General features: G+C 33.5%; 15 protein-coding genes. 12 read left to right on the top strand and 3 right to left on the bottom strand.

The features are described from left to right. Positions 1–106 precede the first annotated feature (106 nt). From SYO3AOP1_RS02885 to SYO3AOP1_RS02870, 4 genes are read left to right on the top strand one after another with little or no spacing between them, the layout of a single operon-like run. A complete protein-coding gene (locus tag SYO3AOP1_RS02885; RefSeq protein ID WP_012459280.1) occupies positions 107–790 on the top strand; it encodes a dUTP diphosphatase in 684 nt (227 codons plus the stop codon). Continuing rightward, the gene (locus tag SYO3AOP1_RS02880) at positions 783–1,634 is read left to right on the top strand and encodes an ATP-dependent Clp protease proteolytic subunit (RefSeq protein WP_012459279.1); all 852 of its coding nucleotides are present in this window, start codon (positions 783–785) and stop codon (positions 1,632–1,634) included. The genes SYO3AOP1_RS02885 and SYO3AOP1_RS02880 overlap by 8 nt, the downstream gene beginning before the upstream one ends. Then, entirely contained in the window at positions 1,631–2,275 is a 645-nt protein-coding gene (locus SYO3AOP1_RS02875) for a DUF502 domain-containing protein (RefSeq protein WP_012459278.1), read from the top strand. The genes SYO3AOP1_RS02880 and SYO3AOP1_RS02875 overlap by 4 nt, the downstream gene beginning before the upstream one ends. After that, positions 2,265–3,740, top strand: a complete 1,476-nt coding sequence (locus tag SYO3AOP1_RS02870) for a menaquinone biosynthesis decarboxylase (protein ID WP_012459277.1) — start codon at positions 2,265–2,267, stop codon at positions 3,738–3,740. Before SYO3AOP1_RS02875 ends, SYO3AOP1_RS02870 begins: the two co-directional genes overlap by 11 nt. Before the next feature lie 174 nt (positions 3,741–3,914). Here the strand turns inward: SYO3AOP1_RS02870 and purD are convergent, their stop codons facing one another. Next, positions 3,915–5,189, bottom strand: coding sequence for a phosphoribosylamine--glycine ligase (gene purD, locus SYO3AOP1_RS02865; protein WP_012459276.1), 1,275 nt, complete (start codon positions 5,187–5,189; stop codon positions 3,915–3,917). Then, the gene (gene lysA, locus SYO3AOP1_RS02860) at positions 5,186–6,445 is read right to left on the bottom strand and encodes a diaminopimelate decarboxylase (protein WP_012459275.1); all 1,260 of its coding nucleotides are present in this window, start codon (positions 6,443–6,445) and stop codon (positions 5,186–5,188) included. The genes purD and lysA overlap by 4 nt, the downstream gene beginning before the upstream one ends. Positions 6,446–6,528: 83 nt before the next feature. Here lysA and minC point away from each other — a divergent pair, with 83 nt between their 5' ends. The 8 genes from minC to SYO3AOP1_RS02820 all read left to right on the top strand — a co-directional run bounded on the left by minC (position 6,529) and on the right by SYO3AOP1_RS02820 (position 12,193). Continuing rightward, entirely contained in the window at positions 6,529–7,137 is a 609-nt protein-coding gene (minC, locus tag SYO3AOP1_RS02855; RefSeq protein ID WP_012459274.1) for a septum site-determining protein MinC, read from the top strand. Positions 7,138–7,151: 14 nt separating this feature from the next. Next, a complete protein-coding gene (gene minD, locus SYO3AOP1_RS02850) occupies positions 7,152–7,934 on the top strand; it encodes a septum site-determining protein MinD (RefSeq protein ID WP_012459273.1) in 783 nt (260 codons plus the stop codon). 15 nt (positions 7,935–7,949) lie between these two features. After that, on the top strand, positions 7,950–8,195 hold the full coding sequence (minE, locus tag SYO3AOP1_RS02845) for a cell division topological specificity factor MinE (protein ID WP_012459272.1): 246 nt from the start codon (positions 7,950–7,952) through the stop codon (positions 8,193–8,195). Continuing rightward, the gene (gene hisG / locus SYO3AOP1_RS02840) at positions 8,196–8,828 is read left to right on the top strand and encodes an ATP phosphoribosyltransferase (protein WP_012459271.1); all 633 of its coding nucleotides are present in this window, start codon (positions 8,196–8,198) and stop codon (positions 8,826–8,828) included. It begins immediately after the preceding gene. 157 nt (positions 8,829–8,985) lie between these two features. After that, positions 8,986–10,470 carry a bifunctional UDP-N-acetylglucosamine diphosphorylase/glucosamine-1-phosphate N-acetyltransferase GlmU gene (gene glmU, locus SYO3AOP1_RS02835; protein WP_012459270.1) on the top strand — a complete coding sequence of 495 codons (1,485 nt, stop codon included), beginning with the start codon at positions 8,986–8,988 and terminating at the stop codon, positions 10,468–10,470. Beyond that, the gene (locus SYO3AOP1_RS02830; RefSeq protein WP_012459269.1) at positions 10,457–10,969 is read left to right on the top strand and encodes a DUF29 domain-containing protein; all 513 of its coding nucleotides are present in this window, start codon (positions 10,457–10,459) and stop codon (positions 10,967–10,969) included. The genes glmU and SYO3AOP1_RS02830 overlap by 14 nt, the downstream gene beginning before the upstream one ends. Positions 10,970–10,980: 11 nt before the next feature. Next, complete coding sequence (locus SYO3AOP1_RS02825) at positions 10,981–11,853, top strand: peptidylprolyl isomerase (RefSeq protein ID WP_012459268.1); 873 nt, start codon at positions 10,981–10,983, stop codon at positions 11,851–11,853. Continuing rightward, complete coding sequence (locus tag SYO3AOP1_RS02820) at positions 11,846–12,193, top strand: YraN family protein (protein ID WP_012459267.1); 348 nt, start codon at positions 11,846–11,848, stop codon at positions 12,191–12,193. The genes SYO3AOP1_RS02825 and SYO3AOP1_RS02820 overlap by 8 nt, the downstream gene beginning before the upstream one ends. Here the strand turns inward: SYO3AOP1_RS02820 and tyrS are convergent. Continuing rightward, entirely contained in the window at positions 12,180–13,382 is a 1,203-nt protein-coding gene (gene tyrS, locus SYO3AOP1_RS02815) for a tyrosine--tRNA ligase (protein WP_012459266.1), read from the bottom strand. The genes SYO3AOP1_RS02820 and tyrS overlap by 14 nt on opposite strands. Between the last annotated feature and the right edge of the window lie 397 nt (positions 13,383–13,779).

The raw sequence follows: 13,779 nt of genomic DNA, 5'->3' as shown, positions 1-13,779 counted from the left end.
AAAGTTGTCATTCTGAGCGAAGCGAAGAATCTCCTACTTTTATTGAATTTCTTACTCCGACATAGCTTTAGAGTATAAATACAACATTTTTAGAGGAGGTTTTATTTTGAAAGAGAAAGTAAATGAATGTTTAAAACTGCAAGATGAACTTAACAAAAAGATTGATATAAATTGGAAAAATATAAGAACAAAAGAAGACTTTTTTAGAGCTATATGGCTTGAATGTGCTGAATCTGTTGAATCTTTGCCTTGGAAATGGTGGAAAAAGATTGAACCAGATATAGAAAATCTTGAAATTGAACTTGCTGATATATTTCATTTTGTTTTATCATTGGTTCTTATGGAGAGAAACCCGAATTTAAGTTATTTTTACAAAGGTTTAAACAAAGACTTCTCAGATTTAAAAGATATAGAAGGTGATTATATTAACCATTATTTAGCACAAAAGTATAAAGAAGAAGAAAATACGAAAATTTACATCTATTTGATAGAAAGAATAGCAGAAAAAGCCTTAAGGCAAGATTTAAAAGGCGTGTTATTTTTCTTTGGTATGGTTGTCTCGGAAGTCTTTAATTTTGATAAATTATACCTTCTTTATATCGGCAAAAATATACTCAATCATATAAGACAAGAAAAAGGTTATAAATCTGGAAACTATCAAAAAGTAATTGGTGGCTTAGAGGATAACAAATATTTATTAAATGTAATCAAAGAAGTAGGCTCAAAAGATGAACTTGAAGAAAAGTTAAGAAATGTTTTTAATAATTTAGAGGTAAAAAGCAATGAATGATTCAGGTTATTTTTTCATAGGACAGTTATTTTGGTTAATTTTCCTCTTCATGTTTATATTTCCTGTTATTCAAGCCCAGATGCTTCAGTGGAGCAGAGAGAGGATATTAAAAGCTATAGAAGAAAAATACGGCTCTAAGGTAATAACATTAATCCATAGACAAGAGACAAGGTCGTTGTTTGGATTTTTTATGATGAGGATGATAACCATAGAAGATTCAGAGGCTGTTTTAAGGGCAATCAGAATGACTCCAAAAGATAAGCCTATAGATTTTATAATACATACTCCCGGCGGAATAGCATTGGCTGCAACACAGATAGCAAGAGCTTTGGTAGCACATCCTGCAAAAGTAAGGGTAATAGTACCACACTATGCAATGTCTGGGGGGACGTTAATAGCATTGGCTGCAGATGAAATAGTCATGGACCCATTTGCAGTTTTAGGACCTGTTGACCCACAGCTTGGAACGGAACCGGCAGCATCCTTAGTAAGGATAGAACAGTTAAAAGACCCAAAAGATATAGATGACCAAACGCTTGTTAAAATTGACATGAGTAAAAAAGCTTTAAAGCAGATGAAAGACACAGTTAAAGAAATTCTTATAAAAAAAGGGCATAGTGAAGAAAAGGCTGAATTTATAGCGAATGAACTATCTCAAGGAAAATGGACGCATGACTATCCGCTTACATACGATTATCTAAAATATTTGGGACTAAACGTAAGCACCCAAATGCCGGAAGAAGTTTATGCTTTGATGGATTTATATCCTCAACCGACAGGAATTCCTGCTGTCCAATATTTACCAGAACCACCAGTAAAAAGACCAGAGGCAATTAAAAAATGAAAGTAAATTTAAAAAACACATTTATTACAGGACTTTTTGTTTTAATACCTATAATAGTTACATTTTGGGTTGTAAAGACCGTTTTATCAGCAGTAAATAATCTAATACTTCCTTACATTGAAGAGCTTGGTGTTCCGGTTCCTCATATTCCCGGTCTTGGGATATTAGTAACTTTAAGCATCATCTTTCTCCTTGGACTCTTGGCTCAAAATTATTTTGGCAAGAGATTACTGGAATATTGGGATAAATTTATTTCAAAAATTCCTGTAGTGAGCTCTATTTACAATGCAACAAAGCAAACGATGGAAACATTATTCTCAAAGAAAGAAAATTTCTCAAAGGTTGCTCTTGTTAGATATCCACATAAAGACACCCTTGCGATAGGCTTTGTGGCTAATGAGTTAAAAATATGTAATGAACATTATTACATTGTTTTTATACCAGCAGCAATAAACCCAACTTCTGGGTTTGCCATAATGGTGAAAAAAGAAGACCTTATTCTTACAGATTTAACCGTTGAAGAAGCAACAAGAACTATACTTTCTGGTGGATTAGTTATTAAAAAACAAATAAAATTATTAGAAAATCAAAAAACAGAAGAAGCAAAGGTTGTAGAAAACGGAGAAAAAAATGCCGTATGAAGATTTAAGGGAGTTTATATCAGACCTTGAAAAAAACGGAGAGTTAGTCAGAGTAAAAAGTAAAGTTAGTCCGATTCTTGAAATAACCGAGCTTGCAGATAGAATGTCAAAGCTTCCAAAAGGTGGAAAGGCTTTACTTTTTGAAAACGTTGAAGGATACGAAAACATCCCGGTTTTAATCAATGCCTTTGGAAGTGAAAAGCGTATGAAAATGGCACTGGGCGTTGAAAGTTTTGAAAGCATCGGCTGGAAATTATATAAAATCTTAAAACCAGAAATTCCTAATACATTTTTAGACAAGATAAAAAAGCTACCAGAATTGAAAAGATTAAACGACGCTTTACCTGTTGTTGTCAAAGATGGAAAATGTAAAGAAGTAATCAAAAAAGGTCAAGATGTAAACATCTTTGATTTTCCGGTTTTAAAATGTTGGCCAAAAGACGGTGGAAGGTTCATAACACTTCCGATAGTCATTTCAAAAGACCCGGAAAACGGAATAAGAAATGTAGGAATGTACAGAATACAGCTTATAGATAGAGACAAAGTAACAGTTCATTGGCAGATTCATAAAGGCGGTTCTCATCATTTTTGGAAGGCTAAAAAACTTGGTGTTAAAATCCCTGTTGCTATAGTGGTAGGTGCAGACCCTGTTCTTACTTACTGTGCATCCGCTCCACTACCTGAAGATGTAGACGAATTTTTATTCGCCGGTATTATTAGAGACAAAGGTGTTAAGCTTGTAAAATGTGAAACGGTTGATTTAGAAGTTCCGGCAGATGCAGAAATTGTGATAGAAGGATACATAGACCCAAGCGAGCCATTAGTTGATGAAGGACCATTTGGAGACCATACAGGATTTTACACTCCTGTTGATAAATATCCATTAATGCATATAATATGTATAACTCATAGGAAAAATCCTATCTATCATACAACGGTGGTAGGAAAGCCGCCAATGGAAGATGGTTGGCTTGGAAAAGCAACAGAAAGAATATTTTTACCACTTGTTCAGTTTAATTTACCAGAAATTGTAGATTACAATTTGCCAATCTCTGGATGTTTTCATAACTTTGCTTTTGTATCTATAAAAAAACGTTATCCCGGACATGCATTTAAAGTTATTAACGCACTTTGGGGGCTTGGTCAGTTAATGTTTGAAAAGCATATAATAGTTTTTGATGAATGGGTAAATATTCATGATATTGATGAAGTTTTATGGATTTGGGGTAATAATGTAGACCCTTCAAGAGATGTAATTATTCAAAAAGGTGTAATAGATGTTCTTGACCATTCTACAAACCTGCCGGGCTTTGGTGGAAAAATGGGAATAGATGCAACTACTAAATGGAAAGAAGAAGGCTATACAAGAGATTGGCCAGAGGTTGCAAAAATGGATGAAGAAGTAAAGAAAAAGGTTTTGCCTGTTTGGTACGAGATACTGCAAAAGATGAAAGGTGAAAGGTGAAAAGTAAGACGTTTGCCACGAGTGAGAAATTCAAAAATATGAGATTCTTTGCCGACTGCAAAATGATACTGTTAGATGTTTACTTGTCATCCCGAAGCCGAAGGTCGAAGGATCCCCCTATCTAAATTTTATAAAAATTCCCAACTTCTCATCCGATGTATACTTAATCTAACATTATTTCTTTCTATTTACTTCTCTAAATCCTATATCTTTTCTATAAAAAGCTCCTTCAAAATGAATCTTTTCTATAGCTGAGTAAACTTTTTCTCTTGCTTTAATAATGTCTTCACCTGTTGCTGTTACAGTCAAAACTCTTCCGCCGTTTGTTATTATCTTTCCATCTACTTCTTCAGTTCCAGCATGGAATACAACTACATCTTGGTCTTTTTCTGCCTCTTCTATTCCTGTAATTACTTTTCCTTTTTCATAAGCATCAGGATAGCCCTTAGATGCCATTACAACGCCAATAGCATAGTCAGGATTCCATTTTGGTTTTACATTTTCGATATTTCCTTCAAGAATTTCCAAAATATGCTCAACTAAATCTGATTGTAATCTTCTCATTATTGGCTGAGTCTCCGGGTCTCCCATTCTAACGTTAAACTCTAAAACATTTATGCCTTTTGGTCCTATCATAAGACCGGCATACAAAAAGCCACACATGCTTCTTCCTTCATTAATCATTGCTCTAAGGGTTGGATATACTATCTTTTCTTGAATCTCTTTTTCCATTTTTGGAGTTATAAGACTGCATGGAGAGTATGCACCCATACCGCCAGTATTTGGTCCTTCGTCGTTATCATAAGCTCTTTTATGGTCTTGAGATGTTGGCATCGGGACGAGTTTATCATCTTTGACAAAGCATATATAAGATGCTTCTTCCCCTTCTAAAAATTCTTCAATTACAACTCTTTTACTTGCTGGTCCAAACTTTCCGGCAAACATATCTTTCACTGCTTGGATAGCCTCTTCTTCTGTTTTTGCTACAACTACACCTTTACCTGCAGCAAGTCCATCGGCTTTTATAACTATTGGTGCCCCTACTTCTTTTATAAACTTTATAGCATCTTCTTCTTTTTCAAAGCTTTCAAACTTTGCCGTAGGAATGCCGTACTTTTTCATTAAATTTTTAGCAAAGACTTTACTTGCCTCTAAAATCGCAGCTGATTTTTGATGTCCGAATATTTTTAATCCTTCTTCATTAAATCTATCAACAATGCCCTCGGATAATGGTTGCTCGGGTCCTACTACTGTTAAATCTATCTTATTTTCTTTTGCAAATCTAACGAGATTGTATATATCCGTTGGAGATATATTTACTCTTTTTGCTATTTTGCCTATACCGGCGTTTCCGCTTGCACAGTATACTTCTTTTACAAGACTACTTTGTTTAATCTTCCAAACTAAAGCATGTTCTCTTCCACCATTTCCTACAACCAATACTTTCATAGCACTTCCTCTTCATATTTTGATATATGTTTATAGTCTTCTCTTTCTTTTATTACTTTAAAGTTTGAACCATCAACCAATACTTCTAACGCTCTTGGTCTTACGTTGTAGTTTGATGACATGCTGCTACCATATGCACCGGCAGTCATTATGGCTAACAAATCTCCTCTCTCTACTTTTCCAATTTTTCTATCAAGAGCTAAAAAATCTCCTGTCTCGCAAATTGGACCCACTATATCAGCTATCATCTCTTCATCTTTTTCTTGAACGTTTAAAACATGGTGGTAAGCATTATACATGGCAGGTCTTACAAGGTCATTCATTCCAGAATCAACAATAACAAAATGTTTTTCTTGTTTATCTTTTAAAAAGATTACTTTCGTTATTAATGCTCCGGCTTCAGCAATCAAAGACCTTCCCGGCTCTATTATTAACTTTAATCCGGTTTGTTTCACTACAGGAATTATTGCGTCTGCTAAATCTTTTGGAGTGGGTGGGTTATCGTCAGGATGATACTTAACTCCAAGACCACCGCCCATATCTATAAATTTTAATTCGATTCCTTCTTTTTTTAGTTTAAACACAAGGTCTACGACTTTTTCAGCAGCTTCTCTAAATACAGAAATGTCCATTATCTGAGAGCCTATATGACAATGAACGCCTACCACATTTAAATTTTCAAGCTTCGCAGCCTTTTTATAAGCATCTAATGCTTGGTCTATATCTATTCCAAATTTGCTTTTCTTTAATCCTGTTGAAATGTAAGGATGGGTTTTTGGGTCTACATTAGGATTAACTCTTATAGACACATTGGCTTTTTTTTCTTGTTTGCCCGCAATTTCATTGATTACATCAAGCTCCATAAAGCTTTCAACGTTAAAAGAAAGAATGTTTTCACTTATAGCATAACTAATTTCAAAGTCCGTTTTTCCAACTCCAGCATAAACTATCTTGTTTGAAGAAAATCCAGCTTTTTTTGCCTTATAAAGCTCTCCACCGGATACAATGTCAGCACCAACACCATTTTCTTCAAAAATTTTTAGTAGACTAAGATTAGAATTTGCTTTTAAAGCATAGCAGATTAATGTATCATAATCTTTGAACGCTTCTTTATACTGGTTAATTTTATCTAAAATTGCTTTTTTACTGTAAACAAAGAATGGAGTGCCAACTTTTGAAGCTAAATTTAATATGCTAACCTCTTCACAGTAAAGTTTTTTTTCTATATATCCGAAGTAATTATATACCTGATGCATTAATAAAGTTTTGCCTCCAAATAAAAATTGCAGTAGAATAGATAATCATAATTTTATAAATTTTTCAAGAAGGATAACCATATATGGGCGTAGAAATAAAAGGGTTGACTGTACCAGCTTTGCTTATTAAATTAGACCCAAGTAAAAGCTTGCAGGAAAATATTGATGAACTTAAACAAAAACTTTCTTCTGCTTTCTTTAAAGGGTCTTATGCTGTTGTTGATTATAACGGGTTAGAACTAAACGAAGAATCAAAAGTCGAGATAGAAAAGGTTTTGAAAGATTTTAATGCATCAGTTTTAGGATTTCAAAATACAAAGAATAATAAAGAGAGTTTAAAAGGTGTTACTCAAAAAAAATCTTTAAAAATTATAAACAAAACACTAAGAAGTGGTCAAAAAGTAGAGTATGATGGAGATGTTTTAATCCTTGGTGATGTTAACCCTGATGCTTATGTAGTTTCTTCCGGAAGCGTTATCGTCATGGGTAATTTAAGAGGCGTGGTACATGCCGGAGCTAATGGAGATGAAACAGCCGTAGTTATGGCATTAAAACTTAGACCACAGCAAATAAGAATCTCTAATTATATTGCAAGGTCTCCTGATGAACCTGATGTTAAAGCTGAAGAGTCAAATTCTCCAGAAATTGCATATATTGAAAATAATGCAATAGTTATAGATAAAATTAAATAAAAGAGGTGTAAAAAATGGCAAGAGTTATAGTTGTAACTTCTGGAAAAGGTGGAGTAGGGAAAACTACTATCACAGCCAATATATCCACTGCTTTGGCAATGATGGGAAAAAAAGTTTTAGCAATAGATGCAGACATAGGTCTTAGAAATTTAGACATGATTCTTGGTCTTGAAAATAGAATAGTCTATGATATTGTTGATGTTGTTGAAGGAAGGGTTCCTCCGGAAAAAGCTTTTGTAAAAGATAAAAGAGGGCTACCGTTGTATCTACTGCCGGCAGCACAGACAAAAGATAAAGATGCTGTAAAACCCGGTCAAATGGTAGATATTGTAGAAAAAGTTAAAGATAGTTTTGATTATATATTCATAGACTCTCCGGCCGGAATTGAAGGTGGATTTAAAACCGCTGCCGCTCCTGCTGAAGAAGCTATTGTAGTAGTAAATCCAGAAGTATCATCTGTAAGAGATGCTGACAGAATAATTGGATTGCTTGAATCTATGGAGAAAGGAAATGCAAGGTTAGTTATAAACAGAATTAGATTGCATCAGGTTAAGAAAGGTGAGATGTTATCAGTTGAAGATATAGAAGAAATCTTACAAATACCAAAAATCGGTATCGTGCCGGACGAAGAAAAATTAGTAGATTTTACTAACAGGGGAGAACCGATTGTTTTACATAAAGAACTTCCTGCAGCAAAAGCAATCATGAACATAGCAAGAAGATTAGAAGGTGAAGAAGTCCCATTTACAGAGCTTGAGGAGAAGAAAGGATTTCTTGCTAAGCTTTTTGGAAGATAGAAAGAGGAGGGAAAAATGTCAATTTTTAGTTTTTTTAAAAGACAATCATCAGCAAATAAAGCTAAAGAAAGACTGATGATGGTTTTATCATATGAAAGAAAAGGATTGCCACCAAATTTTGCTGATATATTAAAAAATGACCTTATAACGGTTTTTTCAAAATATCCACAATTTGATTCCCATAACATAGAAGTTGAGATAAAATCTGAGAATGACAGAGATGAACTTTGGATAAGCATTCCATTTGCTAATGGTAAATAAATGAAAAAAATAACGTTTGCTTTACCAAAAGGAAGGCTTTTTTCTCAATCTATAGAAATTTTCCAAAAATCCGGAATTCTTAATGAAAACATAGACCAAAATACAAGAAAGCTTATTTTAGAATCTAAGGATTTTAAGTTTTTGGTAGTAAGGTCTAAAGATGTTCCGGTTTATGTAGAGTCTGGAATTGCAGACATAGGTGTAGCAGGAGACGATGTTTTATTAGAATCAAATCCGGATGTTTATAAACCGGTTGATTTAAAGGTTGGATACTGTAATATTGTTGTTGCAGGCAAGCCAGAAGATAAAGAATTTTACTTTTCAAATCCATCAAATATTTCAGTTGCTACCAAATATCCAAAAATAACCCAGGAATATTTTTCTCAGAAAGGTATAAATGTTAAGATTTATGAGCTCTATGGCTCTGTTGAGCTTGCTCCATTGGTAGGACTTGCAAGGTTTATCGTCGATATTGTAGAAACAGGCACAACCCTTAGAGAAAACGGGTTAGTTGTAATTGAACCAATAAGACCATCTACAGCAAAGCTCATCGTAAATAGAATAAGCTATAAACTAAAATCAGAAAAAATTTTCCCAATCATTGAAAAGATAGAAGAATATTTGAGGAATTAAGACGTAAGATGTGAGAGGTAAGAAGTAAATTTTTCACTTACTCACCTTCTAACTCACTTCATCACCTACACAATTATTCACTTTCTCACCTTCTCACTTACTTGCTTTATGCTAAAATTTAAATCGAACGAATAAATCATTATCAGAGGTGAACAACATGAAAGATATTCCTATTACTGTCAAAAACGTTAAAGACTTTCCATTAATAGCAATAATTCTTGCCGCCGGAAAAGGGACAAGATTTAAATCAGAAAAGCCCAAAGTTTTGCATAAAGTACTTGGAAAGCCGATGATTTGGTATGTAAAATATGCAGTATCATGGATAAAACCAGACGAGATCGTTTTTGTAGTTGGACATAAAAAAGAAGAAGTAATAAAAGAGTTAAACTGTGATGGATGTAAATTTGTCTATCAAGAGCAGCAGCTTGGAACCGGACATGCAGTCTTAACCGCCAGAGAGTATTTTAAAGATTTTGATGGTTATGTTTTAATCATAAACGGAGACACTCCGCTCATTGGAGGAGAAACTCTAAAAAATGCAAGAGAATACTTTAAAGCATTGATAAGATACGAAGGGGCAAATTTAGAAACATACAAAGGCTACAGAAATAAAAGTATAGCAGGGGTTATGATTACAGCAAGAGTTCCAAATCCGTACGGTTATGGAAGGGTTATAAAAGACGGCAGTCATAGAGTTATAAAAATTGTTGAGGAAAAAGACGCAACACCACAAGAAAAAAATATAAACGAAGTAAACTCCGGAATATACTTATTTTATGCTCCTTACCTATATGATGCACTTGAAAAATTAGAAAACAATAACGCACAAAAAGAATACTATCTAACCGATGTAATAGAGATTTTAAGACAAGAGGAAAAATACATTTATGCTTTAGAAATTCCAGACTATACAGAAGTACTAAATGTAAACGATAGATTGCAGCTTGCAGGAGTAGAAAACATTTTGAAGCAACGATATATTACATTTTGGGCTCTAAATGGTACAACTTTCCATCAACCAGAAAGTACGTGGATAGAATTTGATGTAAACTTATCAAGAGACGTAGAAATATATCAAAATTGTTTCTTATCAGGAGAAACTTCTATCGATGAAAGAACGATAATAGAGCCAAACTGTATTATAAAAAATTCTAAAATAGGTAAAAATGTCAAAATCCTTGCAAACAGCTACATAGAAGACTCTATAATTGAGGATAACGCCGTAATAGGACCATTTGCAAGAATAAGAAATAATACAGTCATCAAAGAATCGGCAGTAATTGGAAACTTTGTTGAAGTAAAAAACTCTATTATCGGAGAAAGAACAAACGCAAGACATCTAAGCTACTTAGGAGATGCTGAAATTGGTAAAGATGTAAACATAGGAGCAGGAACAATTACATGCAATTATGACGGATTTAGAAAGCATAAAACTATTATAAAAGACAGAGCTTTTATAGGCAGTGATACGATGCTTGTTGCTCCAATTGTGATTGGAGAAGAAGCGGTTACAGGTTCTGGCTCAGTAATAACAAAAGACGTTCCGGATAAAGCCCTTGCAATTGAAAGAAATCAGCAAAAAATTATAGAAAACTATGCTGAAAAGAGAAAAAAGAAGGTGATGGAAAATGAAGGCAGCTAAGGATTTACAAGATTTAAAACAGTTATACAACAAAGATTTTTACCAATGGATTATGGAAAACGTGGAATTACTAAAAAACAAAGAATTTGACTTAGTGGACTGGGAGAATGTGATCGAGGAGCTTGAGAGCATGGGTAGAAGCGAGCTTAGCAGCGCAATCAGTTTCATGACTGTAATTTTAGAACATCTTTATAAATATGAGCATTTTAGAGATAATAATACAATGGGTAATGGCTGGGTAAAAAGTATCTTAAATTCAAGATATAGACTAATTAAGATTTTTGATAAAAACCCATCATTAAAGAAAAAAGCCGAAGAAAGCATTCAAGAAGCATGGGAAGACTCAATCAAAAAGATAATTACTTGGTTTAAATATCCAGAGAACAAAATCTTAGCTAAAAAATATTTTGACAAATTGCCAACAGAGCAAGATTTTCCAAAAAAATGTCCATACACTTTCCAGCAAATTTTAGAATATGAACCATGGATTGAAAATTAAGGAGGAATTTTATGAAAAAAACAAGCATTTTGAATGCGTTTTTAATTCTTTTGGTGGTCTTATCTTCTACCTTTAACAACAAAGCCAAAGCAGAGGATGGTTATCAGCTCTTTGATAAAGTTGTGCTTGTAGTTAATGGAGAGCCTGTTTTAAAGTCAGATTTAGAGTTTGCGAAAAACTGGTATAACATCAAAGATGATAAAGAAGTTGAAGAAAAGATAATAAACTCATTTCTTTTAGCCCAGCAGGCAAGAAAAATGGGCATTTCTGTGTCTCCACAGGAAGTGGATAACGCAGTTTTAAACATAGCAAAAGCAAACGGGATTAATGATTTAGAAACTTTTAAGAAAAAACTTGAAGATAGCGGTATTTCTTATTCAAAATTAAAAGAATTTTTAGCAAGAGATATGCTTGCTAACAGACTGCTTCATCTATACATGAGAGAAAAAGCATCAAAAGGTATCATTGAAGGCACTAAGGAAGATGTTAAAACAGTAAGACTTATATTTATCTCAAAAAATAGACCGGACTATCAAGAAGTTTTATCAAAGCTTGATAAAGAATTAAACAAAAATAATTTTAGTGAGTTTGCATCTAAATATTCGGATGATAAATTTACTGCTGAAAATAAAGGTTTGGTCGGGGAAATCAAAAAAGGAGACCTTGTTAAAGAACTTGACGAAGCGATCTTTTCACACAAAGCAGGGGATATTTTTAAAGTTGAAACAAACGAAGGAACGTATTTTATTTATATAGAAAAAGAAGAGAATAAACTCATTCCTAAAACTGAGATAAGCGAAAAAGAAGTAGAAAAGCTTAAAAAAGCATACGATTTATTATTGAAAAAACTTAAAGAGCAGGCTGTAATTCAAAGGCTTGGATAAAACACAGAAAGGTAAATTTTTTGAAGATAAGGCTGTAAGGTATTTAGAATCTATCGGCTACAAAGTTTTACATAAAAACTACAGGTCTAAGTATGGTGAAATTGACATAATAGCTGAAACAGATAATGTAATTGTTTTTGTAGAAGTTAAAGGAAGGTTTACAGAAAATTTTGGCAGTGGTGAAGAGAGTATAACAAAGAAAAAAATAGATAAGATTGTAAAAACAGCACTACAATTTATTGAAGAGAATAATCTGCAGGGAAAAGATTTTAGGTTTGACGTGGTTGCCCTTAAAGGCAACCAAATTTTCCATTTAGAGAACGCTTTTAGTTTGGAATGATTTTAGCAAACTTTCTTTTCCCTACCTGAATGATGAGCTGCCTTGCTAAATCCGGCTTATGCATCGGGTCCGTGATTTTTTCTCCGTTGACTTTGACCCCACCTTGTTTTATAAGTCTTTTAGCTTCCGCTTTTGTTTCTGCTAATTTTAAATTAAAAATTATTTCAAAAAGCTCTGTTTCAGTAATTTCAGATGCTTTAAACACTGGAATATCTTCCGGAATTTCTTTTTTAGAATGAACCTTTTCAAAATGTTCTCTTGCTCTTATTGCATCTTCTTTGCTATGAAATCTTTCAACAATATACATTCCAAGCTGCTTTTTTACTTCCATTGGATGCAAGATACCTTTTTGGACATCTTCTTTAAGCTTGTTTATCTCCTCTACTGTTAAATCTGTCAACAATTCCCAATATTGCCACATAAGTTCATCAGAAATAGACATTATTTTTCCAAACATTTCTTCCGGTGGTTCGGTTATTCCAATATAGTTTCCGTAAGATTTACTCATTTTCTTAACGCCATCAGTGCCAACTAAAAGAGGAAGCAGTATTGCTACCTGAGGATTTTCAATTCCATACTCTTTTTGAATATCTCTTCCTATCAATAAGTTAAATCTTTGGTCAGAACCGCCAAGTTCCACATCTGCTTTAATAGCTACCGAGTCATAAGCTTGCAGTAGTGGGTATATGAACTCATGTATTGAAATAGGTATATTTTCTTTAAATCTTTTCTTAAAGTCTTCTCTTTCTAACATTCTAGCAACGGTGTATTTTGCTGAAAGCTTTATTAAGTCCTCAGCTGTCATTTTTCCAAGCCATTCACTGTTAAAGACCACTACTGTTTTTTCCGGGTCTAACACTTTAAATACTTGCTCTTTGTAGGTCTTGGCATTTTCTAAGACCTGCTCTTTTGTTAGCGGCGGTCTTGTTTGGTCTCTTCCTGAAGGGTCTCCTATCATTGCTGTAAAATCACCGATTATAAAAAATACAGTATGCCCAAGTTGTTGAAAGGTTCTTAGTTTTTGAAGTAAAACTGTATGTCCAAGATGTAAATCCGGTGCAGTAGGGTCAAATCCTGCTTTTACTATCAAAGGTCTTTCTTCTTTTAATTTTTTAAGTAGTTCTTCTTCAGATATTATTTCTAAAACACCTTTTTTTATGATTTCAAGTTGTTTCTCTGCAGGTAGCATAAACTCCTCCGTATGCATAAAAGTAAGTAATAATTATAGCTTATTTGTAAAAGGAAAAGCGAGAAAGCGAGATGTAGGATATTTACTAACCTATAACTTTTTATCCCTCACTTCTTGCCAGAGAATGCTTTAAAATTCCTGTAATTTTATAAATACGTCGAGTGAGAAATTGGATAAAAGCAGGAGATTCTTCGCCGGCTGCAGAATGACAACTTTTCCATTTTATTTTTTATCATGAGTACGTAAGTCCGAAGGATATCCTTTTTAAATATTTTTTGAATAAAAAAGAAGATAAAGGCGAAGATTCGTATGACTTTAGAATGGCAGTCAAAAAGTTAATTATTAATTTAGGCTTGTTAAAATTTGGAAACTTCTCGTCAACTTCTCACCTTTTTCT

It is taken from the genome of Sulfurihydrogenibium sp. YO3AOP1, from assembly GCF_000020325.1.
In the GTDB taxonomy this organism is placed as follows: Bacteria; Aquificota; Aquificia; order Aquificales; family Hydrogenothermaceae; genus Sulfurihydrogenibium.
Note: the sequence above shows the minus strand (reverse complement) of the source record. Positions and strands in the feature narration are given on the sequence as shown.